The 21468-nt window shown below is 70.4% G+C and carries 24 protein-coding genes; 8 read left to right on the forward strand and 16 right to left on the reverse strand.

Annotated features, from left to right (window positions below; all coding sequences use genetic code 11):
* Window positions 1–9: 9 nt before the first annotated feature.
* Window positions 10–945 (reverse strand): signal peptide peptidase SppA, encoded by a 936-nt coding sequence (sppA, locus tag EXE52_RS16115; RefSeq protein WP_049932423.1) that lies wholly within the window; start codon window positions 943–945, stop codon window positions 10–12.
* A 154-nt stretch (window positions 946–1099) separates the two neighbouring features.
* On the opposite strand from sppA, the gene EXE52_RS16120 reads away from it, so the two are divergent.
* Entirely contained in the window at window positions 1100–2629 is a 1530-nt protein-coding gene (locus tag EXE52_RS16120; RefSeq protein WP_089307951.1) for a uracil-xanthine permease family protein, read from the forward strand.
* Window positions 2630–2761: 132 nt separating this feature from the next.
* On the opposite strand, the gene EXE52_RS16125 is transcribed toward EXE52_RS16120, so the two are convergent.
* Window positions 2762–3685, reverse strand: coding sequence for a coiled-coil protein (locus tag EXE52_RS16125; RefSeq protein ID WP_049932428.1), 924 nt, complete (start codon window positions 3683–3685; stop codon window positions 2762–2764).
* A gap of 270 nt (window positions 3686–3955) precedes the next feature.
* The gene (locus EXE52_RS16130; RefSeq protein ID WP_089307950.1) at window positions 3956–4636 is read right to left on the reverse strand and encodes a 2,5-diamino-6-(ribosylamino)-4(3H)-pyrimidinone 5'-phosphate reductase; all 681 of its coding nucleotides are present in this window, start codon (window positions 4634–4636) and stop codon (window positions 3956–3958) included.
* Between the two features lie 92 nt (window positions 4637–4728).
* Between EXE52_RS16130 and EXE52_RS19055 the strand changes: the two genes are divergently transcribed.
* Together EXE52_RS19055 and EXE52_RS16135 are read left to right on the forward strand one after the other, a co-directional pair.
* A complete protein-coding gene (locus EXE52_RS19055) occupies window positions 4729–4854 on the forward strand; it encodes a hypothetical protein (protein ID WP_254921775.1) in 126 nt (41 codons plus the stop codon).
* Between the two features lie 39 nt (window positions 4855–4893).
* Window positions 4894–5316, forward strand: coding sequence for a VOC family protein (locus tag EXE52_RS16135; protein ID WP_049932432.1), 423 nt, complete (start codon window positions 4894–4896; stop codon window positions 5314–5316).
* A 28-nt stretch (window positions 5317–5344) separates the two neighbouring features.
* Here the strand turns inward: EXE52_RS16135 and metG are convergent, their stop codons facing one another.
* The 8 genes from metG to EXE52_RS16175 form a co-directional block, all read right to left on the reverse strand.
* Window positions 5345–7495, reverse strand: a complete 2151-nt coding sequence (metG, locus tag EXE52_RS16140) for a methionine--tRNA ligase (protein WP_089307949.1) — start codon at window positions 7493–7495, stop codon at window positions 5345–5347.
* A gap of 320 nt (window positions 7496–7815) precedes the next feature.
* On the reverse strand, window positions 7816–8730 hold the full coding sequence (locus EXE52_RS16145) for a thiamine-phosphate synthase family protein (protein WP_089307948.1): 915 nt from the start codon (window positions 8728–8730) through the stop codon (window positions 7816–7818).
* Entirely contained in the window at window positions 8727–9347 is a 621-nt protein-coding gene (gene dcd / locus EXE52_RS16150; protein WP_086216200.1) for a dCTP deaminase, read from the reverse strand. The genes EXE52_RS16145 and dcd overlap by 4 nt, the downstream gene beginning before the upstream one ends.
* A gap of 93 nt (window positions 9348–9440) precedes the next feature.
* A complete protein-coding gene (locus EXE52_RS16155; RefSeq protein WP_089307947.1) occupies window positions 9441–10184 on the reverse strand; it encodes a YIP1 family protein in 744 nt (247 codons plus the stop codon).
* Window positions 10185–10247: 63 nt separating this feature from the next.
* Window positions 10248–10874 carry an NfeD family protein gene (locus EXE52_RS16160; protein WP_049932441.1) on the reverse strand — a complete coding sequence of 209 codons (627 nt, stop codon included), beginning with the start codon at window positions 10872–10874 and terminating at the stop codon, window positions 10248–10250.
* Window positions 10875–11025: 151 nt separating this feature from the next.
* Entirely contained in the window at window positions 11026–11316 is a 291-nt protein-coding gene (locus EXE52_RS16165; protein ID WP_049932443.1) for a hypothetical protein, read from the reverse strand.
* A 91-nt stretch (window positions 11317–11407) separates the two neighbouring features.
* Window positions 11408–13165 carry a pyruvate kinase gene (gene pyk, locus EXE52_RS16170; RefSeq protein WP_089307946.1) on the reverse strand — a complete coding sequence of 586 codons (1758 nt, stop codon included), beginning with the start codon at window positions 13163–13165 and terminating at the stop codon, window positions 11408–11410.
* A 213-nt stretch (window positions 13166–13378) separates the two neighbouring features.
* Complete coding sequence (locus EXE52_RS16175; protein ID WP_089307945.1) at window positions 13379–14314, reverse strand: sulfide-dependent adenosine diphosphate thiazole synthase; 936 nt, start codon at window positions 14312–14314, stop codon at window positions 13379–13381.
* A 509-nt stretch (window positions 14315–14823) separates the two neighbouring features.
* On the opposite strand from EXE52_RS16175, the gene EXE52_RS16180 reads away from it, so the two are divergent.
* The 5 genes from EXE52_RS16180 (at window position 14824) to EXE52_RS16200 (ending at window position 16286) form a co-directional block, all read left to right on the forward strand.
* Window positions 14824–15090, forward strand: coding sequence for a hypothetical protein (locus EXE52_RS16180; protein WP_049932448.1), 267 nt, complete (start codon window positions 14824–14826; stop codon window positions 15088–15090).
* Between the two features lie 4 nt (window positions 15091–15094).
* Window positions 15095–15229, forward strand: a complete 135-nt coding sequence (locus EXE52_RS16185; RefSeq protein WP_004049526.1) for a DNA-directed RNA polymerase subunit P — start codon at window positions 15095–15097, stop codon at window positions 15227–15229.
* 28 nt (window positions 15230–15257) lie between these two features.
* Entirely contained in the window at window positions 15258–15509 is a 252-nt protein-coding gene (locus tag EXE52_RS16190) for a KEOPS complex subunit Pcc1 (protein WP_086220662.1), read from the forward strand.
* Between the two features lie 119 nt (window positions 15510–15628).
* Window positions 15629–16015, forward strand: coding sequence for a prefoldin subunit beta (locus EXE52_RS16195; RefSeq protein ID WP_008440520.1), 387 nt, complete (start codon window positions 15629–15631; stop codon window positions 16013–16015).
* Between the two features lie 4 nt (window positions 16016–16019).
* Complete coding sequence (locus EXE52_RS16200) at window positions 16020–16286, forward strand: DUF3194 domain-containing protein (protein WP_086220661.1); 267 nt, start codon at window positions 16020–16022, stop codon at window positions 16284–16286.
* 66 nt (window positions 16287–16352) lie between these two features.
* Here EXE52_RS16200 and EXE52_RS16205 read toward each other — a convergent pair whose 3' ends face one another.
* From EXE52_RS16205 to EXE52_RS16225, 5 genes are all read right to left on the reverse strand, one after another.
* On the reverse strand, window positions 16353–16907 hold the full coding sequence (locus tag EXE52_RS16205; RefSeq protein WP_049932452.1) for a GMP synthase subunit A: 555 nt from the start codon (window positions 16905–16907) through the stop codon (window positions 16353–16355).
* Between the two features lie 105 nt (window positions 16908–17012).
* Window positions 17013–18524: a tRNA pseudouridine(13) synthase TruD gene (gene truD / locus EXE52_RS16210; protein WP_089307944.1), complete on the reverse strand. Its 1512-nt coding sequence runs from the start codon at window positions 18522–18524 to the stop codon at window positions 17013–17015.
* Window positions 18525–18863 carry a peptidyl-tRNA hydrolase Pth2 gene (pth2, locus tag EXE52_RS16215; RefSeq protein WP_089307943.1) on the reverse strand — a complete coding sequence of 113 codons (339 nt, stop codon included), beginning with the start codon at window positions 18861–18863 and terminating at the stop codon, window positions 18525–18527. It abuts the gene before it with no gap.
* 105 nt (window positions 18864–18968) lie between these two features.
* Entirely contained in the window at window positions 18969–19769 is an 801-nt protein-coding gene (locus EXE52_RS16220) for a bacteriorhodopsin (RefSeq protein ID WP_086220664.1), read from the reverse strand.
* A 200-nt stretch (window positions 19770–19969) separates the two neighbouring features.
* Window positions 19970–21468: NAD(P)/FAD-dependent oxidoreductase (locus EXE52_RS16225; RefSeq protein ID WP_241988281.1), on the reverse strand; the 1499-nt coding region annotated here is incomplete at its 5' end.

Consider the following 21468-nt stretch of genomic DNA (forward strand, 5'->3'; position numbering starts at 1 on the left):
TCCCCGTCGCTAGCGGAACTCCACGTCGATGTCGCCGCCGTCGTCGACGAAGGCGTCCGCGACGCCGCTCCCGGCGGCGAACGCGACCCGCTCGGCGCCGATACCGAGCCGCTCCGCCAGTCCGCGCTCCGGCGTGAACTCGCGCACTTCCGGCTCCGCGCCGATCAGCTCCGCGAGCCGGTCCTCCACGTCGTCCTCGGTCCCGAGCTCGTCGACGAGCCCGATCTCCGCGGCGTCGTCGCCGAGGTACACGCGCGCCTCGGTCTCCCGGATCTCTTCGGGGTCCATGTCGCGCCCCTCGCTCACGGTCTCGACGAACTGCTCGTAGTAGCCGTCGATGATCCCTTGGAGGTACTCGCGTTCCTCCTCCTCGATCTCCTTCAGCGGGACGCCGGCGTCCTTGTACTCCCCGGCGGTGAACTGCTCGTAGGAGATCCCCAGCTTGTCGGCGAGCCCCTTCGCGTTCGGTCGGGAGCCGACGACGCCGATGGAGCCGACGAGGCTGGCGTCGCGTGCCCACAGCTCGTCGCAGCCGCTCGCGATCCAGTACCCCCCGGAGGCGCAGGTGTCGGTCGCGTACGCCACGGTCGGCCCGTCGAAGGCGGCGGCGGCCCGCCGGATGTCGTCGCTCGGGACGACCTCGCCGCCGGGCGTATTGAGCTCGACGAGCAGCGCCTCGACGTCCTCGTCGTCGTCGGCCGCCTCGATCTGCTCGACCACGTCGTCGGCGGTCGCGCCGCCGGGGCCCGAAAGCGGCGAGGGTCGCCCCTGACTTCGCCTGATCGGCCCCGACACGGTCACCTTCGCGGCGTTGTACTCGTCGGCGTCACCGAACCGCCCGCCGGTGAGCCGCGAGAGCACCGCTCGGCCCGCGATCGTCGTCGCCGCGCCCACCGCGGCGGCCGCGAGCAATCCCTTCCGTCCGTTCGCCGGCGCGTCGTCCATACCGTCGGTTGGGCGCGGGACCGTTTATATATACTGTCGCCGGCCGACGCGCGTCGCGGAGCTACCGCGGCACAGCGCCGTACCTCCCAACGGGCCGACCCGCGCCCGCCAAGGGCCGAATTTTTGTACCCCTGCGTCGATGAACGCCACAGGAATGGGAGGGAACGAGGACGACGACGCGTTCGTTCGGTACGGCATCGACGACAGACCACCGCTCGGGAGGTCGCTTCTGCTGGGCGCGCAACACTACCTCACGATGGTCGGGGCGAACATCGCCGTGCCCCTCATCCTCGCCGGCGCGATGGGCATGCCGGAGTCGGTCATCCCCCGCTTCGTCGGCACGTTCTTCGTCGTGTCGGGGATCGCGACGCTCGCGCAGACGACGTTCGGCAACCGCTACCCGATCGTTCAGGGCGCGCCGTTCTCGATGCTCGCGCCCGCGCTCGCGGTCATCGGCGTCGTGACGGCGAACCCGCCGGCCGGCATCGAGGCCTGGCGGGCCGCCCTGTTACAGCTTCAGGGCGCGATCATCGTCGCCGCGCTCGCCGAGGTCGCGGTCGGCTACCTCGGCCTCGTCGGTCGACTGCGGAAGGGTCTCTCGCCGGTCGTCATCGTCCCGGTCATCGTCCTCATCGGTCTCTCCCTGTTCAACGCCCCCGAGATCACCGCGGCCGATCAGAACTGGTGGCTCGTCGGCCTGACGCTGGTCGCCATCGTCCTGTTCTCGCAGTACCTCGGCGCGCGGTCCAAGCTGTTCCAGCTGTTTCCGGTTCTCCTCGGCATCGTCGTCGCGTGGGTACTCGCGGCGTCCCTCTCGGTTCTCGGCGTCTTCGGACCGGAGACGCCGGGTTACGTCGACTTGGCGAGCGTCGCTGCCGCCGACCCAGTTCACCTCATCTACCCGCTTCAGTGGGGCGTGCCGAGCGTCACGCCGGCGTTCGTCATCGGGATGCTCGCCGGCGTCGCCGCCTCGATCGTCGAGTCCATCGGCGATTACCACGCCGTCGCCCGGCTCTCCGGCATGGGCGCCCCCAGCAGCGAGCGGATGACGCACGGGATCGGGATGGAGGGGCTGATGAACGTCTTCTCCGGGGTGATGGGGACCGGCGGGTCGACCTCGTACTCCGAGAACGTCGGCGCCATCGGTCTCACCGGCGTGGCCTCGCGGTACGTCGTCCAGATCGGCGCCGCGCTCATGATCCTCGTCGGGTTCGTCGGCTACTTCGGCCAGCTCGTCGCCACCGTCCCGAGCCCGATCATCGGCGGACTCTACATCGCCATGTTCGCCCAGATCGTCGGCGTCGGGCTCTCGAACCTCAAGTACGTCGACCTCGACTCCTCGCGCAACATCTTCGTCGTCGGTATCGCGATGTTCACCGGACTGGCCGTCCCGGAGTATATGCGGAGCGTCGGGGGCGCGGACGCCCTCCAGCAGGGGCTGGCCGAGGTCTTCCTGTTCGGCCCGCTCCTCGGGGCCGACGTGGTCGCGAACACGGTCTACGTCATCGGGTCGACGGGGATGGCGGTCGGCGGGGTCGTGGCGTTCCTCCTCGACAACTCGATCCCGGGAACGGCCGCGGAGCGGGGCCTCACCGCGTGGGAGGACGCGACCGAGGCGGACGCGGAGTTCACATCTGCGTACGACCGCTTCGTCGCCGAGGACGAGCCGACGCGCACCGACTGAACGGCGTCGAGCCGAGCCGTTCGGTCGGGATCGCCAATCCTCGGCGGACCCCCGACGACCTGCGCGTGGCGGGCGACGGACCCGTCGCTCGGCGCGTCGCAGAAGAACCGCAGAAAGGTCGCGTCGCCCGGCTTACAGGAGGCCGGTCTTCTGGAGCTTCATCAGGTCCTCGGTGTCGAGCGTCTCGCCCTCCTTGAACTTCTGATAGATCTCCTCGGCCTCTTCCTTCTCCTCTTCGCGCTTCTCGGCGCGCTCGTCCTCCCGCTCTTCTTCCTCCTTCTTGTCGAGCTCGCGCAGGCGCTTCTGGACGCGGACGAAGTCCTCGTGGTGGCGGTCGGCCGCCTCCTGGGCCTCGACGAACAGCTCGTGCATCTCGTCGGCCTCGTCGCGGATGTCGTCGGCCTCGCGGTAGGCCTCGATCATCTGGTTGTGGTGTTCCTGGGCCTTGTCCGCGAGCTCCGTCACCTTCTGGTGGTGCTGGGACGCCTCGGAGCGGACCTCCTCGGCCTCCTCGACGAGGTCGTCGAGCTCGCTCGTGTCGTCGACCTTCTCTTTCTTCTCGGCGAGCTTCTCGCGTTTGTCGTCGATCTTCTCGATGAGCTCGCGCTCGTCTTCGGCGTCGAGCACTTCGGTCTGCTGGCGGAACTCGAGGTCCTCGATCTCCTCTTCGAGCTCCTCGATGGACTTGCCGGAGCCGAGTTCGAGGTCCTGTTTGAGCTCCTCGACCTCGTCGAACAGCTCGTTGGCCTCGGCGTTGAGCTCGTTGCGCTTGTCCTTGTGCTCCTGGACCTGCTCGTTGAGCTCGTCGCGCTGTTCGCGGTGTTCCTGGGCCTCGTCGACCTTCTCTCGCGTCTTCGCGTTGAGGTCGTCGCGCTTGGAGGCGCGCTCGGACGCCATCTGGTTCAGCTCGTTGCGTCGGTCTCGCAGCTGCCCGGCGCGTTTGATGAGCTGCCCCTTGGAGCCGTTGTCCAAGTCGTCCTCAGAAAGGTCCACGTTGTCCGCCTCGTCCATCGGTTCCACGTCGTACTGCTCGATGACTTCTTCTTTCGTTACCATTTGTTATCTCTCCATCACCGCTCCGGCGATAGCGGACGCTCGCTGTGGTGCGTCGGGCCGTCTGCAAGAACTCCCGTTCATTTCAGCGTGCGATTCCACCAGCGCCAGAGGCGTTCTGGTACCCGCAACTACCTGCGGACGGCATATAAATACTTCGGTGATTTTCGTGTACACCGGTGGCACGGCGCGTGTACTCCGCGATTTCGTGGTTACCGTTCACACGCCCCGGGCCGCGTCCCCCTGCTCACGACTCGCCTCGCGTCCCCCTGCTCACGACTCGCCGCCGCCACCGCCGACCTCGTACGAGAGGACGATCCCGTCGTCGAACCGCTCCGTCTCCGCGAGCGTCAGGTCGGGGAACTCCTCGGTGAAGCCCGCCCCGTCCGCCAGCGTGGGCGCGTCGCGGCCGCCGATCACGAACGAGCCGACGTAGACGTGGAGCTCGTCGACGATCCCGGCCTCGAAACACGAGAAGATCACCTCGCCGCCCCCCTCGACCATCAGGCGCTCGACGCCGCGGTCCGCGAGCTTCTCGACCCCTTCGGCGACGTCGACGCGCTCCTCGCCGGCGACGATCACCTCCGCGCCGGCGTCGGCGAGCTCGCTCCGCCGGTCGCGGTCGGTCGCGGCCGAGACGAGGAGGTACGTCGTCGCCGCGTCGTCGAGGACCCGAGCGTCCGTCGGCGTCCGTCCGGTCGAGTCCACCACGACGCGCGCGGGGTCGCCCGGTCGCCCGTTCTGGAGCCGCCCCACGCGACGGTCCTCCTCGTCGAGGGTGAGGTGCGGATCGTCCGCGAGGACGGTGCCGACGCCCACGAGCACCGCGTCCGCGGCCGCCCTGACCCGGTCGACCCGGTCGAAGTCCTCCGGGCCGGAGATCCGGAGCTGTTCCCGGCGGCGGGTGGCGAGCTTCCCGTCGACGCTCTGGGCCGCGTTGACGACCACGTGCATACCGGAGGGTCGGCCGGCGGCGGAATGGTCGTTTCGGTCCCGGGGGGTCGCTCGTCCGAAGGTATATCGGTCGCGACGCCGAAACGACGGTGATGCGGACCTCGACGCTCTTAATACTGGTCGGCGCGCTCCTGTTCGTTCTCCCGCTCCCGGGGACGTTCGTTCTCGGCGCGCTGGTCGTCCTCGCCGGCCTCGTCGCTCGCCTGTTCGGGCTCTGAGGCGACACGGTTTCCCCGGCGCCGGCCGAGCGCCTACCCGTGTCCGACCCAACCGCCCACCACGTCGGGATCACCGTCGCCAACTTGGACCGCGCCGTCGACTTCTACGCCGAGACGTTCGGCCTCGACCTCGTCGCCGAGTTCGCGGTCGGCGGCGACGCCTTCGCCGAGGCGGTCGCCGTCGAGGACGCGTCGGCCGAGTTCGCCCACCTCGACGCCGGCGGCTCGATAGTCGAGCTCGTCGAATACGAGCCGGTCGGCGAGGAGAGCCCCGACCCGCCGGAGCTGAACCGTCCCGGGGCGACGCACCTCGGCCTCTCCGTCGACGACGTGGAGGCGTTCTACGACGGCCTCGCGGACGACGTGGAGACGCTGAGCCCGCCTCGGCCCACCGAGAGCGGGACCACCGTCCTGTTCGTCAGGGACCCCGAGGGGAACCTGATAGAAGTGCTCGACGCCTGAGCGGCGCTGCGCCGGCCGGTCCGTCGCCTCACTTCACCTTCGTGCCCGGTCCGGCGCCCTCGTAGGTGGTGAGGAGGTCGGCCTCCTCGCCGGCCGCGAGGACCATCCCGTTGGACTCGACGCCGAACAGCTCCGCCTTCTCCATGTTCGCGAGCACGATCACCTTCGTGTCGGGCAGGTCGTCGACGTCGTGGAGCTGCTTGAGCCCCGCAACGATCGTCCGGGTCTCCGCGCCGAGGTCGACGGTGAGCTTCAGCAGCTCGTCGGCGCCGTCGATCCCGACCGCGTCCTCGATCCGCCCGACGCGGATGTCCAGTTCTTGGAAGTCGTCGAAGCTGATGCGGTCGTCGCTGAGGGGTTCGATGTCGGTCATGTCGGTGTCGTCGGCGTCGGCTTCGTCGGCGTTCGCGTCGGTTCCGTCGTCGTCGGTCGCGTCCGCGTCGTCGTCGCGCTCCTCGTCGCCGTCGTCCGCTTCCGCCTCGGCGACGCGCGCTTCGAGCTTCTCGTTGAGCGCCTCGACGCGCTCGTCTTCGATCTGTTCGAACAGCTCAGTCGGCTCGCTCAGGTCGCCCGCCGGGCCCTCCCGTGCCGCCTCGACGGTGGTCTCGTGGACGGAGCCGGGCTCGCCGAGCTGCTCCCAGAGTCGTTCGCTCTTCTCGGGGCCCAGCGGCTCGAAGAGGACCCCGATCGCCTTCGCGAGCGCGACGCAGTCGTAGATGACCTGTTCCGCCTCGTCGGGGGCCTCGTCGACGAGCTTCCACGGCTCGTTGCGCTGGATGTACTCGTTGCCGTACCGCGCGAGGTCGGTGACCGCGTCGCCCAGCGCCCGCACGGAGTAGTCGTTGACCGCGGCGGCCACGTCGTCGACCGCCTCGTCGATCCGCGCCGCCACGTCGTCGCTCGGGGCGTCGGCGTCGGGGCCGCCCTCGAAGTTGCGGTGGGCGAACAGCAGCGAGCGGTAGAGGAAGTTGCCGACGGTCCCCACGAGCTCGGTGTTGACGCGCTCGGCGAACTTCTCCCACGAGAAGTCCACGTCCTGCTGGAACCCGCCGTTGGTGGCGAGGTAGTAGCGCAGCGGGTCCGGGTGGAACCCCTCGTCGAGGTACTCGTCGGCCCAGACCGCGCGGTCGCGGCTGGTCGAGAACCCCTTCCCGTCGAGGGTGACGAACCCGCTCGCCATCACCGCGCGCGGCTCCGCGTGGTCGGTCGCCTCCAGCATCGCGGGCCAGAATATCGTGTGGTGCTGGATGATGTCGCGGCCGATCACGTGGACGATCTCGCCGCCCTCGGGGTGGTCGTCGCTGGCGCCCTCCTTCCAGGCCGCCTCCCAGTCGAACGCGTCCGCGCCGACGCGCTCGGAGTACTGCTTCGTCGAGGAGATGTACTCGATCGGGGCGTCGACCCAGACGTAGAGGACGAGGTCCTGCGGGTTCCCGCCGGGCAGGTCGATCCCCCAGTCCATGTCGCGGGTAATACACCAGTCCTGGAGCCCCTGCTCGATCCACTCGCGAGGCTGGTTGCGGGCGTTCGAGGTGCCCTCCAGCCGGTCGAGAAAGTCGGAGAGGTAGTCGGCGAACTCCGAGACCGCGAAGAACTTGTGGGTGCGCTCGCGGTACTCCGCGGGGTTGCCGGTGATCGTCGACTCGGGGTCCTCGACCTCGCCGGGTTCGAGGTGGCGCTGGCACCCCTCGTCGCACTCGTCGCCGCGGGCGTGCGCGCCGCAGTAGGGGCAGGTCCCCTCGACGTAGCGGTCCGGGAGGTACTGGTCGTCGACGGGGTCGTACGCGACCATGATCTCCTTCTCGTAGAGGTGGCCCGCCTCGTCGAGGTCGCGGACGAGCTCCTGAGTCACCGCCGTGTTCGTCTCGTCGTGGGTGTGGCCGTAGTTGTCGAACTCGACGTTGAACTTCGGGAACGTCTCCGCGTAGCGCTCGTGCCAGTCGAGCGCGAACGCCTCCGGGGAGACGCCCTCCTGCTCGGCGTTGACCGCGACCGGCGTGCCGTGCATGTCGGAGCCGGAGACGAACGCGGTCTCCTGCCCGAGTCGTTCGAGCGCGCGGCTGTACACGTCGCCGCCGACGTAGGTGCGGAGGTGACCGATGTGGAGGTCGCCGTTGGCGTACGGCAGCCCACAGGTCACCACCGCCGGGTCGGCCGTGGGGAAGTCGTCGTGGCTCATGTGGTGTGTGTATGTCGTATGTCGGTCGATCGGGTCTAAAGCCCGCTGGTTCTGGCCCGTCGCGGCCGGCTCGGGAACTGGTCACACCGCGGCCGGGTCGACGGTCCGGGCGCTGCGGAAGGGCGGCGGGATTCGCCGCCGCGCCGGCGTCGGCCGCGCTACCGGCCGTCGCCGCCGCGACGGGTCCGCCCGCCGCTAGAAGGAGCGCGTCCGCATCCCGGACCGCCGTGTCCGTGTCACGCCCGTGAATTTGGACGGTCCGGTCTAAAAGCCGTCGCCCGTGACGGGGTCACGGTCGGTCGCGGACGACCTGCCCCGCGTCACAGCAGGCCGCGGACGATCCGCGCCGCCTCGGCAGCGGTCGGCGCGAGGACGTACACGATCGGCTCGACGCCGACCGCGCCGGTCTGGTACGCCACGAGCGTCTCCGCCTCGTCGTCCGCCGAGCGGTCGGCGGCCGCGACCGCGTCGGCGACCGCCTCGCGGGTCTCGCGCTCGGCGTCGAACTCGACGGTCGGGTGCGACTCGCCGAGCGCCGCGACCGTCTCCGGGTCGTACCGGAGGTTCACCGCGCCCCGGACGCCGGACCCGGCCTCGCGCGCCGCGAGCAGCACCGTCGCGACGTGTTCGCTCACGCCGAACTCCGGCTCGCCGGGGACCATCGCGCGGCCCTTCACGTCGACGAGCCGGCCCGGGACCGCGGCCACGTCGTCGACCGTGGCGGCGTCGTCGGTACACTCGGCGACGTTCGCGCCGACGTTCGGGATGAGCCCCGCGAAGCCGGAGGCGTTCGTCAGGGTGCGGAGCCCGCGCCGGACCGAGGTGAGGACGCGCTCGCGCTCGCGGAGCCCGCTGTCCGGGTCGTGGACCGAGAACTCCACGTCGGCGTCGGCGAGCCCCGGCATCGCCGCCTCGTGGAGGTCGGCGAGCAGGTCGCCCTCCTCCAGCTGGCGGATCAGCACCTCGATTTCGACGAGCGCGGCCACGGGCGTGAGGTCGCCGCTCGCGAGCCCCTCGCCGACGCGCTCGACGAGGTCGCGCACGCGCTCGTCCGCGACGATGTCTTCGTGCCTGGCCACGTCGCCGGCGGCGTACTTCGAGACCGCCGACTGCGAGATGCCGAGGGCGTCGGCGACCTCGCTCTGGGTGAACCCGCGGTCGCGGAGGTCCTCCGCGAGCATCGAGCGGACGGTCGGCAGGAACTCGTCGACGACGACCTCCTCGATGAACCTCATCGCCCGTCACCTCCGGCCGCTTCATCGGTGCGGCTATCGTTGGCGAACTCCGGATCGTCGCCGATCCGCGACGCCTGCGGGCCGTCCTGTCCTTGGTACTTCGAGCCCCGCTCGGCGCCGTACGGCCGGTCCGCGGGCCGCTTCAGCTCGGTGAAGGTGAGCTGCGAGACGCGCATCCCGGGCGAGAGCGCCACGGGGGCGGTCCCGAGGTTCGAGAGTTCGAGGGTAATCTGGCCCTCGTAGCCGGGGTCGCACAGCCCAGCGGTGGCGTGGACGACGATGGCGAGTCGCCCGAGCGAAGAGCGCCCCTCGACGTGCGCGACGAGGTCGTCCGGAATCCTGACCCGCTCGGCGGTCGTCCCGAGGACGAAGTCGCCGGGGTGGAGGATGAACTCGTCGCCCTCGGCGACGGTCGTCTCGGTGACGTACTCGCTCACCTCGCCGGCGTCTGTCGGGTGGATACAGGGGATGTTGGTGCGCTGGAACTCCAGGAACCGCTCGCCGAGCCGCAGGTCCACGCTGGCGGGCTGGACCTGCTGGTCGACGTCGTCGAGCGGCTCGATCGCGAGGTCGCCCTCGGCGAGCCGGTCGAGGATGTCTGCGTCGGACAGGATCATACCGAGAGGGGGAGCGCCGGCGGCTTAAAAACTCCCGAATCGGCGGCTCCGAGCGCTCGAACCGACGCCCGGGGCCGACCGCTCTGGGAGCGCTCAGACTGCCGCGATCAGGAGGGCGATCGCGGCGAAGAACGTCGCCACCCCCGCCGCGGGGCCGCGGTCGAGGTCGTGTACGGCCTCCAGCCCGCCGACGACCACGACCCACTGGATCGCGATCGCTACCGCGGACGCGACCAGCAGCGGCCCCGTCGCGCTCGTGATCGCGGCGACGAGGTCCGTCGTGAGCGCCTCGAACGACGACCCCGCGGGCGCCGCGTTCGAGAGCGTGTACCAGATCGCGACGATCCCGGCGCCGAGCCGGAGCAGTTCAGCCCCGATCGCCCACCCGGCGATCACGAAGGAGTCGCCGACGGAGCCGGAGCCGCCCGCGACGAGCGCCCCGACGTGGAGCGCGAGCGCGAACGCGACCCACCAGATCGGGACGCCGAGCAGCCCGTAGTGGATGTAGCCGTTCGCGGCGTCGCTCAGTTCCTCGCCCGCGTCGACCTCGATTTGCTTCGGCTCGTCACACTCCTCTGCGAACGCGGAGTCGGGGTCGTCGCCGAAGGTCTCGCAGGTCGACTCGGGGGGCCGATCGGGGTTGTCGACGGTGATCTGCTGGTCGACCGTCGCGTCGAAGACGGCCCCGAGCGCGATGATTCCGACACTGGTGCCGATCGTGACGACGACCAGCATCGCGACCGCGACGGTCCCGGCGCGGGGAGAGTCGAACGCGTCGCGGACGCGGTCGAGGACGCTACCGATCGGACTCGTGAGGACGGCGAGCGGGGAGGGCACGCCCAAGCGATCCGGGGCGACACACAAGTGCTTTTTCGGTCGAACGCGCCGCCGCCGACCGCGTCACTCCCGTTCGAGTTCGGCCTCCGGGTCGGCGTCCTCTTCGGCCGCGTCCGCCTCCCGCTCGGCCTCGCTCGCCGCGGCCTTCCGCGCGCGGTCGGCCGCCAGCTCGCGGTCGATGTCGTCCTCGACGTACCCCATCGACTCCACGGTGACGACGTTCCCCCCGCCGGGGTCGACCACCATCACCTCCTCGCCCTCGTCTATCGTCCCCTCCATCGACCGGGCGGAGTAGTGTGGGTTGAACCCGCCGCCGGCGAGTTTCACCTCGCCGCCCGTGGGCGTCACGCGCTCCGTGACGGTTCCGGTCTTCCCCTTCAGGGAGTCGCTGTCGCTGGTCTGCTGTTGCCCCTTCCCGCCGTAGAAGTCGAACTCGTGGTAGGCGTAGAAGGCGGCCGCACCGAACACGAGCGTCAGCAGCGCCATGAACAGGGTGAGGAGGGCGCCGGCGACGCCGAGCGAGGTCAGCGCCAGCCCGCCGAGCCCGGCACCGATGAGCGCGATGCCGACGACGATGAAGTTCGCCCCCGGCGCGAGCGCCTCCGCCATCGAGAGCAGCAGCCCCGCGGTCAACAGCAGGAGGGGGAGGGTGTCCGGCGAGAGGAGTCCGGACTGTGCCAGCGCGTTCATGTTCGGTCCTACGGCCGCGGCCTGATAAGTGGTGGTGCGCGCGGTCGCGCGGCGTCCGACGAGCCGTTGACGCTCTCCCCTCGGGCCGTCTCGCCGCTCGTCGCTCGGACGCTCTCGACGCTCCTCGTCCGGTCTCCCCGCGGCGTCCGACTCAGAGTCCGACCACTAAGGTGCCGACGGTGAGGGCGACGCCGAGGACGACGAACGCCGCGTGTTCGAGGGTGATGTCGCCCGGCTCGATCGGTTCGTCCGCCGGGGTGGCGGTGTCCTCGGTGACCCCGTCCGGCCCCACGTCGTCGACCGAGAAGCGCCACTCGGTCCCGCCGTCCGGGCCCTTCTCGCCCGCGTCGTTGGCTCGGCTCCGATCGCCGGTGACGGCGTCGTCGCCGGCCTCGACGGCCGAGTCTCCGTCGCGGGCACCGTCGCCGGATTCGTCGCTCATACGACCTCGTACGCGACTCCGTAATAAATGGCTGGCGGGCGCGTCGGTCCCGGACCGAGCGCGGCGGTCGCGTCGCGGGCGTCGCCGGTACTTACCGCTCGCGGGCCGCGCGGAGCACGTCGCCGTCGTAGACGACGCCGCGCTCGCCGTCGACGGTCACCGTGGTCCCGTCGGCGACCGACTCGGGGAGGGCGGCGCCGGAGACCATCGGGACGCCCAGCTCGCGGGCGACGACGGCGGGGTAGCCGGTCATCCCCTCGCGGGCGTCGACGATGCCGGCGATCCGGTCGAGGTCGCCGCCGAACTCCCCGTTGAACTCGGGCCCCAGCGCGACCACGGAGTCCTCGGGGAGCGCGTCGAGGTCGCCGTCCTCGGTCCGGTGGACCGGGGCGGCCACGCGGCCGGCCACGGCCCCTTTCCCGGTCACGAGCGTCTCCGCGGCGACGTGGACCTTCAGGGTGTTCGTCGTGTTCGTCCCCTCCAGCTCGGTGAGCATCCCGGAGAGGACCACGAGGGTGTCGCCGGACGCCGCGCCGCCGCGGTCGAGCGCGGCGTCGACCGCGTTGTCGAGGATCGACTCCATGTCGTTGGCGTACTCGGTCAACACCGGTCGGACTCCCCACGAGAGGGCGAGCTGTCGGCGGATCCGGTCGTTCGGCGTCGTCGCGACGACCGGGACGCCCGGGCGGAACATCGCGGTCTTTCGCGCCGTGAAGCCCGACTCGGAGACCGCGACCACCGTGGAGGCGCCGATGTCGCGCGCGAGGTAGCGCGCCGACCGCGCCAGCGCCTCCGTCCGGGAGCCCTCCTCGGCGGTCGGGACGCGCTGCTCGCGCGTCTCGGCGTACTCGTCGCTAGACTCGACCTGCCGGACGATCCGGTCCATCGTGTCGACGACGTTGATCGGGTCCTCGCCGACCGCGGTCTCGCCGGAGAGCATCACGGCGTCGGTGCCGTCGAGGACGGCGTTCGCCACGTCGGAGGCCTCCGCGCGGGTCGGCCGCCGCGAGGAGACCATCGAGTCGAGCATCTCCGTCGCGGTGATGACGGGGACGCCCTCGTTGACGCAGGTCCGGATGATCCGCTTCTGGATCACGGGCACGTCCTCAAGCGGGCACTCGACGCCGAGGTCGCCGCGGGCGACCATCACGCCGTCGGCGGCGTCGACGATCCCCTCCAGGTTCTCGACCGCCCCGGCGCGTTCGATCTTCGCGACGATCGGGATGTCGTCGCCGCCGCGCGCCTCCAGCTCGTCGGCGATCCGGTACACGTCGTCCGCGTCGCGCACGAACGAGGCCGCCACGAAGTCGGCGTTCGTCCGGGCCGCGAGGTCGAGTTCGGCCTCGTCTTCCGGGGTGATCAGGTCCACGTCGATGGCGACGCCCGGCAGGTTCACGCCCTTCCGGGAGCCGAGCTTGCCGCCCGAGACGACCGTCGCGACCACGGACTCGCCGTCGACGCGCTCGACGCGGCACTCGATCCGGCCGTCGTCGAGGAGGATCGTGTCGCCCGGCTCGGCGGCCCCGATCGAGTGGGTGAGCCCGACGCGCTCGGGCGTCGCGTCGTCGCCTTCGAGGAAGCTCACTTCCGAGCCCTCGGCGAGCGCGATCGGGTCGTCGATCTCGGCGGTGCGGACCTCCGGCCCCTTCAGGTCGACCATCACCGCGAGCGGGTCGTCGATCTCGTCGTCGACGGCGCGGGCGCGCTCGATCACCGTCTCCCGGTGGTCGGTCGTCCCGTGGCTGGCGTTGAGTCGGACGACGGACATCCCCGCGTCGGCGAGGCCGCGGATCGTGTCCCGGTCGTCCGAGGCGGGACCGATCGTACAGACGATCTTGGCGTTTCGCATACCGCCGGGTTCGGCGTAGCGGCTGAAAAAGGCACCCGGTTGAGTCGCTCCCGAGTGAACGTTCGTGAAGAACGGTCCCCTCGCGGGTCCCGGACACGGAGCCCGCGACCGGGGCCCTGCCGGCGTTCGCGGTCGCTCCGCAGTCGAGTACGTATCGCCGAGCGATCGGAACGCTGGAGGGTCGGTCGCCGCAGCGTCAGCGGTGACGGATTTTCAGTCGTCGGCGGGCGCGGGCGCGCTACCGGTCGACAGCGACACCTCGGGCGCGTCGACGCCGAGCTCGTCGAGCGCGGACTGCGCGGCGCGCTTGCCGGAGACGAGCATCGCGCCGAACGTCGGGCCCATCCGCGGGAGGCCGTGGGCGGTCGCGACCGCCATCCCGGAGGCGATCAGGCCGTCGTGGACGACGCCGGTGTGCTCGACGACCGCGTCCTCGCTCTCGCCGACCCACATCGAGTCGTGGCCGGGCGAGTCGTGGCCGGGCGCGCCGTACTCGCCGTCGCCCGTCTGGTCCATGCCGGTGTTGTGCTCCTTCGCGTGCTCGATCCCGGGCGCCGAGAGGACGCCGCGCTCGTCGAGCTTGCTGATCGCGACCGCGTCGTGGCCGGTCGCGTCGATGACGAGGTCGGACTCGACCGCGATCGGATCGACGCAGGTGATCTCGCGCGGGAGCGCGTGGACCGGCGTCCAGTTCATCACGATCCCCCCGACCTCGTGGTCGTCCCGGACGACGAGGTCGGTGAACTCGGTCATGTTCTGGACGCGCGCGCCGGCGTCGCAGGCCGCCTTGATCAGCCCGGAGCAGGCCTCCGGCCCCGCGGCGGTGTAGAGCCCGTCCACGTCCTCGACCGGTTCGTACTCCACGTCGAGGTCGTCGAGGATCTCCTGGGCGGGGTCCCGGACCGTCACGGTGTTCATCAGGAACCCGCCGAGCCAGAAGCCGCCGCCGAGGTAGTTGTTCTTCTCGACGATCATCACCTTCACGCCGCGCTCGGCCAGCTCCTTCGCGGCCATCAGTCCGGAGGGGCCGCCGCCGAGGACGATGACCTCGGAGTCGGTGAAATCGAGGAATCCGTCGGTCCACTCGTTCCCGATCGCCTTCGTCACGTCGGTCTCGCTCACGTCCGCGAAGCCGTTGAATCCGTCCATACAACTTGGTAGTATTACTTGGTTGTGAAATGTGTTGCGGTCGATACGCGGGTGTGTGTTCCATTCATATCGGTACTCCGGAGTCGAACACAGCCGAAGCTCAAGCCGCTCAACTCTGCTCGGTCAGCTACAGATCGCCGGTTCCCACCGCCAAAGCCCCAGCCGTGAGGGCGCCGTACGCTCGCTGTGCTCCTCACTCGGTCGCTCACTTCGTTCGCTCCCTCGTTCCGGTGCTTACATCGCCTACGGCGCCCTCACGGCTGCCCCTTCGAGTCCCACCCCGCACAGCGCCGCCCCGTGCCTCACACCTCCCCAGCCTCGTCACTCGCCCTCGCTTCGCTTCGGGCGACTGACTCCCTCGCGCGTGCCCCTCGCGGCCTCCGCTTCGCTCCGGCCGCTCGCAGGCACGCGCCGCCGTCACATCCGGTTGCCTTCTCTCGTCGCGCGTGACTTTCCAACCGCCGCGACTCGCAGCCTTTTTACCTGCGCTGGCGGTAGGAGTGGCTACTATGGCTGAGGACAAGGCTCGAAGCACCGGCAGCGCGGGCCGATTCGGCGCTCGCTACGGCCGGGTCGCCCGCAAGCGGGTCCAGGACATCGAAGAGGAGATGCGCAACGCGACCGTCGACGGCGACGACGTCAAGCGCGTGGGTACCGGCATCTGGGTCAACGAGGAGACCGGCGAGACGTTCACGGGCGGCGCGTACCGCCCCGAGACGCCCGGCGGTCGCACCGTCCGCCGCTCCATCCGCGCCGCGCTCGCCGACGAGGAATAGGACGATGAGCTACAAGTGCTCCCGCTGTAAGCGCGACGTCACCCTCGACGAGTACGGCGGCGTGCGCTGCCCGTACTGCGGCCACCGCGTCCTCCTGAAGGAGCGCGGCGGCGACGTGAAGGAAGTGAACGTCGAGTAATCCGACGCTTTCGTCTCCCTCTCGGACCGTGACGCGCGCACACGAGACGGTCCTCTCGTTCACCTACCCCTCCGAGCGGCGCGCACGGGTCGTGGCCGACGCGCTCGGCCCCGAGATCGGCGAGATCGACGACGCCCGCTCGACCGCGACGGTCGACCGCGAGGGCGACGCTGTCCGGATCCGCGTGCTCGCCGACGACCTCGTGGCGCTGCGCGCCGGCGTCAACAGCTGGTCGCGACTGATCGCCGTCGCCGAACGCGTCGGTACCGGCCGCGATTGAGGATCACCGGAGATGCCGATACGGCGGCCTTTCAGTCCGCTGCGCTGCGAATTGTCCCTCGTCGGAGAAGTAAGGGGTTTTTCTGTCCGGGCCGCCTCGGTCCGCCCATGCAAGGGAACATGCCGCCCGAGGCACAGGAGAAGATCGAGGAGCTGCAGGAGCTTCAGGAGACCGCACAGCAGGTCGCCGAGCAGAAGGAGCAGGCGCAGTCCGCGCTCAACGAGTCGAAGACCGCCCTCGACGCCCTCGAAGACGTCGACGAGGACGCGGGCATGTACCGCGAGATCGGCGAGGTCCTCGTCGAGACGGACTACGAGTCCGCCTACGACGACCTCGAGGACAAGGTCGACTCGCTCGAGGTCCGCGTCGAGCAGCTCACGAAGCAGGAGGAGCGCGTCGAGGAGCAGTTCGACGACCTCCAGAGCGAGCTCCAGCAGATGCTCCAGGGCGGCGCCGGCGGCGGCGGCCCGATGGGACCGGGCGGCCCGGGCGCCGGCGGCGCGTAAGGCCGTGACCGACGACGCCGACGCCGCCTCGGACCCGAGCGACGATGAGGTCGTTCGCACCGCCGCCGAGGCGGCCGAGGGGATCGTTTTCAAACACTACGACCAGTCGGCCGTCACGGATCTCGACGTCACCGTCACCTTCGAGGACGGGGTCCTCGACGTCGACGTCTACCTCAACGCGCCCGCGGACGCCGAGCCAGACAGAGAGGCGGTCGCGCAGGAGGCGGTCGAGACCGCGGGCGAGGCCGTCGACGAGCTGTTCGACGAGTAGGCGCTCGCCGTCTTCTTCCGTTCTTTCACCGCCGCTACCGGCGGGCCTCGGGTCCGCGCGACGCCGTCAGGCCGACTCGCAGATCGCGACGAAGTTCTCGAAGACCTCCTCGCCGCGCTCCGTGTGCGCGACCTCCGGGTGCCACTGGACGCCGTACAGCCCCGCGTCCGGGTCGGCCATGGCCTCGATGCCGCAGACGTCGGAGGTGGCGGTGCGACCGAACCCGTCGGGCAGCTCGGTCACCTCGTCGGCGTGGGAGGCCCAGACGCGCGTCTCCGGCGCGAGCGAGCCGACGAGCGGGTCCTCGTCGTCGACGATCTCCACGTCCACGTCGGCGTAGCCGCCGTAGTCGCCCTCGCCGACCGCGCCGTCGAGTTCGCTGGCGATCAGCTGCATTCCGAGGCAGATCCCGAGGACGGGGAGGTCGCGGTCGAGGTAGTCCGGCGCGTTCCCGACGCGGTCCATGTCGGGCCCGCCCGAGAGGACGACCCCGTCAGCGTCGACCTCGTCGGCCGGCGCGTCGGCCGAGACGATCTCGGTGTCGACGCCGAGGTCGCGGAGCGCCCGCCGTTCGAGGTGCGTGAACTGGCCGTGGAGGTCGATGACGACGATTCGGGTCATGGCCTCGATTGACGACAGCCGCACAAAAACGGCTCGGAACGTGTCGCAGTATCGTGGTGGTTTCCGCCGCCGCGAGGTTAACGAAAATACACAAACGCGGATCGATCAGAGGGCTAGCGGGCCGCGCTTCGTGAACTCGCGGAGCAGCACGGTCGCGTACGACCCGCTCGGCAGCGCGAACGCGAACCGGGGGTCGCCGTCCGCGAACGACGCGTCGAGGTCGGTCCGAAGGAGGATCGCCCGCCGGGTGCCCGCGGAGTCGAACTCGCCGGGGAGGTCGAAGTCCCCCGGCTCGATGCCGGCGTCCGCGAGCACCTCGCGTTCGATCTCGCCGGGCTCGCCGTCGCCGAGCTCCGTCTCGGTGCCCACCAGCGGCGCGGTGACGAACGCCCGCCCGCGCTCGCAGTGCCTAGCGACCACGTCGACGCGGTCGGCGTCGACCCGCTGGAGCCGGTCCGCGTCGGGCGCGTACAGCTCCCCGGGCGCGTCGCCGTCGGCGAAACAGACCACGTCGCCGGCGACGGGGCGGTCGAAGGGGAGGCCGCGGCGCAGCCGCTCGCTGATGATCCGGTTGAAGAGGAACGACTGCGCGGCGTTGACGAACAGCCGCTGGAGGTTCGAGGGAACGGCCTCCAGCGCGTGCCACCAGTCCTCGTCGTAGGGCGGCGCGTCGGGGTCGACGCCGCGGTCGGCGAGCCGGTGGACCATCGACCGCTCGAACCGGAGCTTCCCGGGGATCGCGTCGAGGCACGCGGCCCAGTCGCCGTCGCCCGTGCCGTCGGCGGCGCGACCGCCGTCGCCGGGACTGCCGTCGGCCCCGAAGCCGTCGTCGGCTCCGGAACCGTCGCTCACGCCGAAGGCCGCGTTCACACGGTCGCGCGCGGCGCGGGTGTCGTCCGGCTCCGTCTCGGCCGGGTTACCCGCGTACAGCCGGACCGCCTCGCGGGGGTCCTCGCGGGCGATCGCGAGCCCGACGACGTGGGTGACCGGTCGCCGGCTGCCGAAGCGCTGCTGGCCGAAGTAGTTCGGGACGCCGACGGTCGCCTCGATCGGAAACGCCCGCTCACCGGTCGAGGAGTCGTTCGGCCCGTCCGCGCCGCCCGCGAACGCCCGGAGGTCTTGTACCGCGTCCGCGACACGCTCGGGTGCCTCCCCGACCGCGTCCGCGACGCGGATCTCGAAGGCGTTGCCGGCGAGGTCGCCGAACGAGAGGCTCCGCCCCGCCCGGCCGAGCGCCTCGACATCGGCGCCGCGGATCTCGGGGAGCGCGTCCGCGTCGACCCCGCGGACCGTGAACAGCTGCGTGGTGACGGCGCGCTTGTCCTTCGTCCCCGCCCACGAGACGCGCTCGCGGCTGATCCCGAGGGCGTCCGAGAGCCGGCGCGCGAAGTCGTTCGTGTCCCAGTCGCGGAGCGTCGCCCGGACGACGAGTTCGGGGTAGCTCCCCGCTTCGACGCCGAGCGGCTCCGCGTCGAACGCCTCCAGCTCCCGGACCCGAAAGTCCTCCGGCGACTCGCGGAGCCGGCCGCCGATCCCGTCGGCGTCGCTGACGTAGTACGCGATCCCGACGGCGCGCTCAGTCGGGTGCGCCTCGCGGAGGGTGCGTTCGGGGGCCATTCAGTACAGCGAGAGGTCGCCGGTCACGCGGTCGACGCTGTCGTCGCGGGCCGGCCCGACCGCGAGCGCGGTGACGGTGCCGGGCTCTAACTGTGTGTGCCCGGCGTCGCGGACGATCGCGTACGGGAGCCCCTCCCTGTCCGCCTTGTCGGCCAGCTCGAACAGCCGGCTCTCGGAGTCGCCCTTGAGGACGACCTTCTTCTGTCCCTCGCCCTGCCACTTCTTCCGCGCCCGCTCGCTCGCGTCCTGATACGCCGACAGCGACGCGTGCGCGACCTGCGCGGCGAGCTTCCCCTCGCCCATCCCGATGTCCGTCCGCGCGACGATCGCCTGTTTCATGTCCCGATTCACCGCCGCCGCGGGTTTAGCGCTTTGCTCTCGGTCGTCACGCCGACCGCTGGCGGGCGAGCGACCGAAAAAAGGTCCGCAAGAACGCGACCGGCTTCAGTCGTCGGCGGGCGCCGCACCGCCGCGCGAGCCCGAGCCGAGGCCGGACGCCACGTCGGCGACCGTCCGCTCGTTGTTGACGACCCACCGGAGCAGGAGGAACGCGAAGAGGTACTTCGCGACGATGTCCATCCCGCTGTACGCCCACGAGGTGATCGCGACGTCAAGCACCGCCAGCCCCTCGGCGCCGAGCGCCCAGAAGATCGGGTAGCCGAGCCAGAGGACCACGGTGAGCACCTTCAGCGTGTTGAAGATGTCCGCCGTCCCGGCGATCTCGGCGTCCTCGGCCCACTCGGCGAGCAGGATGTAGAGGACGACGACGAAGAACGCGCAGCTGATCGCGTACCACACCCAGCGGAGCAGGTACGAAGACGTCGTCAGCGCGGCCGCGAGGCCGGTGACGCACATCCCGATGTCGGCCACGACGGCCGTGAACAGCTTCGTGGTGTTCGACCCGGCCAGCAGGCCGAGCGCGATGAGGATCATCGGCGTCGACAGCGCCCACGTGAGGTACCGGCCCCACGGGGTGAGAACCTCCTGCCCGGCCAATGCGTGGCCGGCCGGCATTTCGAGGAAGCTCACCGTGAGCCCGGAGACGAGGCCGGTGTAACTGGAGATAGAGACCAGCGGGACCATCAGCGTGGCCACGAAGATCAGTTGCGCGCGCGGGTCCTCCACGTTCCGGCCCATGTACACGAAGAGGAGGATCGAGAGGCCCGCGAGGGCGATGTTGATCCAGAGCGACGAAGCGAGGAGCGTGTCGCTCTGAACGGCCTCGAAGATCTGCGTTTGGGTCATTTCGAGCGGGACCATTCCGCTTGCGAGTATGTCGGCCGCTGCTGTTTCGATCATGCGACGGTGTGTATCACGTGGCGTATTTATTAAATGTACCAACCTGACTGGTAAGGTTTTTCTAACAGATTCCGGAACCGACTCGTATTATTCGAAATATTCTTATTTATCGGTTAAATACCAGACGATCGTTTCGTCCCTCGCGGTCATCGACCGACCAGCGGGAGTCGGTCCAGCGGGCCAGCGCCGACGTCCGCCTCGACGGCGGCCGCGCAGTGTTCGCCGCCGAGCAGGCACATCGGCACCCCGATCCCCGGGTTGCTGCTCCCGCCGACGTAGTAGAGCCGGTCGGTCCCGCGGACGCGCGGCCCGGGGCGGAGCGGGCCGGTCTGTCGCATCGTGTGCGCGAGTCCGAGCGCGCTCCCGCCGGGCTGGTCGAACCGCTCGGCGAACTCGGAGACGCACGCGGACTCCTCGGCGACGATCCGGCCGCGGAGGTCGGCGCCGGCCCGCGACGCCACGGCGTCGAGGACGCGCTCCCTGAGCGCCGTCCGTCGCTCGGGGGTGTCGTCGAGCCCGGGCGCGAGCGGCACGAGCGTCACGACCGCCTCGTGGCCGTCGGGCGCGACCGACGGGTCGGTGCGCGAGGGCACGTTCACGTACACGACCGGGTCCGTCTCCCCAGTCGGCCACGCGGGGTCGTCGAATATCGCCGCGAAGTGCGGGTCCCAGTCCGTCGGCAGCGCGAGCGTGTGGTGTTCCAGCTCCGGCAGCTCCCCCTCGACGCCGAGGTACAGCAGGTGCGCCGCGGGCCCGTACGTCCGCCGGTCCCAGTAGTCGCCGACCCGCGAGACGGCGCCGTCGGGGAGCAGCTCGCGCTCGACGTGCGCCGGCGGCGCATTACAGACGACCCGGTCGTGGACGTAGCGGTCGCCGCCGAGCTCGACTTCGACGCCGCCGTCTATCGGCTCCAGCGCCGTCACCTCGACGCCCGTGTGAACGTCCGCGCCGGCGTCGCGCGCCACCGTTTCGACCGCCTCGATCACCTCGTACATCCCGCCCATGGGGTAGTAGACGCCGAGCCCGTAGTCGACGTGGCTCATCAGCTGGTACAGCGCCGGCGTGTTGTGCGGCGACCCGCCGAGGAAGACGAGCGTGTACTCCAACAGCTGCCTGAGCTTCGGGTGATCGACGTACGACCGCACCGTCTCGTCGAGCGTGGAGAGGAGGTCGAGCTCCCGTCCCCCGGCGAGGACGTCCAGCGAGAGGTAGTCTCGGAACCGCGATCGTCCGGGGAGCACGAACCGGTCCATCCCCGCGTCGTACGCTCGCTCGGCGTCGGCGAGGTACTCGCGGAACGCCTCGCCAGCGCCCGCCTCGTACGACTCGAACAGCTCGGCGGCCGCGTCGGGATCGGCGGGCACGTCGGCGCTGTCGCCGTCGTCCCAGAAGACGCGGTAGTGGGGGTCGAGCCGCGTCAAGTCGTAGAACTCCTCGGTCGACCGACCGAAGTCGTCGAAGAACCGGTCGAACAGGTCCGGAAGGAGGTACCACGACGGCCCGGTGTCGAACCGGAACCCGTCGAGTTCGATCCGACCGGCGACCCCGCCGACGCGCTCGGCGCGCTCGTACACCGTCACCTCCGCGCCGGCGGCCGCGAGGTACGCCGCCGCGGAGAGCCCCCCAACGCCCGCCCCCACTACGC

Source organism: Halorubrum sp. CGM4_25_10-8A, from assembly GCF_005435025.1.
GTDB classification, from domain to species: Archaea; Halobacteriota; Halobacteria; order Halobacteriales; family Haloferacaceae; genus Halorubrum; species Halorubrum ezzemoulense.

Coding starts and splice junctions, on each gene's coding strand:
- EXE52_RS16195 (WP_008440520.1), top strand. CDS start 15,629: ATGCCGCCCGAGGCACAGGAGAAGATCGAGGAGCTGCAGGAGCTTCAG.
- EXE52_RS16125 (WP_049932428.1), bottom strand. CDS start 3,685: ATGGTAACGAAAGAAGAAGTCATCGAGCAGTACGACGTGGAACCGATG.
- metG (WP_089307949.1), bottom strand. CDS start 7,495: ATGAGCCACGACGACTTCCCCACGGCCGACCCGGCGGTGGTGACCTGT.
- dcd (WP_086216200.1), bottom strand. CDS start 9,347: ATGATCCTGTCCGACGCAGACATCCTCGACCGGCTCGCCGAGGGCGAC.
- EXE52_RS16160 (WP_049932441.1), bottom strand. CDS start 10,874: ATGAACGCGCTGGCACAGTCCGGACTCCTCTCGCCGGACACCCTCCCC.
- EXE52_RS16220 (WP_086220664.1), bottom strand. CDS start 19,769: ATGACCCAAACGCAGATCTTCGAGGCCGTTCAGAGCGACACGCTCCTC.
- EXE52_RS16180 (WP_049932448.1), top strand. CDS start 14,824: ATGGCTGAGGACAAGGCTCGAAGCACCGGCAGCGCGGGCCGATTCGGC.
- pth2 (WP_089307943.1), bottom strand. CDS start 18,863: ATGAAACAGGCGATCGTCGCGCGGACGGACATCGGGATGGGCGAGGGG.
- EXE52_RS16130 (WP_089307950.1), bottom strand. CDS start 4,636: ATGCACGTGGTCGTCAACGCGGCCCAGAGCGTCGACGGGAAGCTCGCC.
- EXE52_RS19055 (WP_254921775.1), top strand. CDS start 4,729: ATGCGGACCTCGACGCTCTTAATACTGGTCGGCGCGCTCCTGTTCGTT.
- EXE52_RS16165 (WP_049932443.1), bottom strand. CDS start 11,316: ATGAGCGACGAATCCGGCGACGGTGCCCGCGACGGAGACTCGGCCGTC.
- truD (WP_089307944.1), bottom strand. CDS start 18,524: ATGGCCCCCGAACGCACCCTCCGCGAGGCGCACCCGACTGAGCGCGCC.
- EXE52_RS16185 (WP_004049526.1), top strand. CDS start 15,095: ATGAGCTACAAGTGCTCCCGCTGTAAGCGCGACGTCACCCTCGACGAG.
- EXE52_RS16175 (WP_089307945.1), bottom strand. CDS start 14,314: ATGGACGGATTCAACGGCTTCGCGGACGTGAGCGAGACCGACGTGACG.
- EXE52_RS16120 (WP_089307951.1), top strand. CDS start 1,100: ATGGGAGGGAACGAGGACGACGACGCGTTCGTTCGGTACGGCATCGAC.
- EXE52_RS16205 (WP_049932452.1), bottom strand. CDS start 16,907: ATGACCCGAATCGTCGTCATCGACCTCCACGGCCAGTTCACGCACCTC.
- sppA (WP_049932423.1), bottom strand. CDS start 945: ATGGACGACGCGCCGGCGAACGGACGGAAGGGATTGCTCGCGGCCGCC.
- EXE52_RS16145 (WP_089307948.1), bottom strand. CDS start 8,730: ATGAGGTTCATCGAGGAGGTCGTCGTCGACGAGTTCCTGCCGACCGTC.
- pyk (WP_089307946.1), bottom strand. CDS start 13,165: ATGCGAAACGCCAAGATCGTCTGTACGATCGGTCCCGCCTCGGACGAC.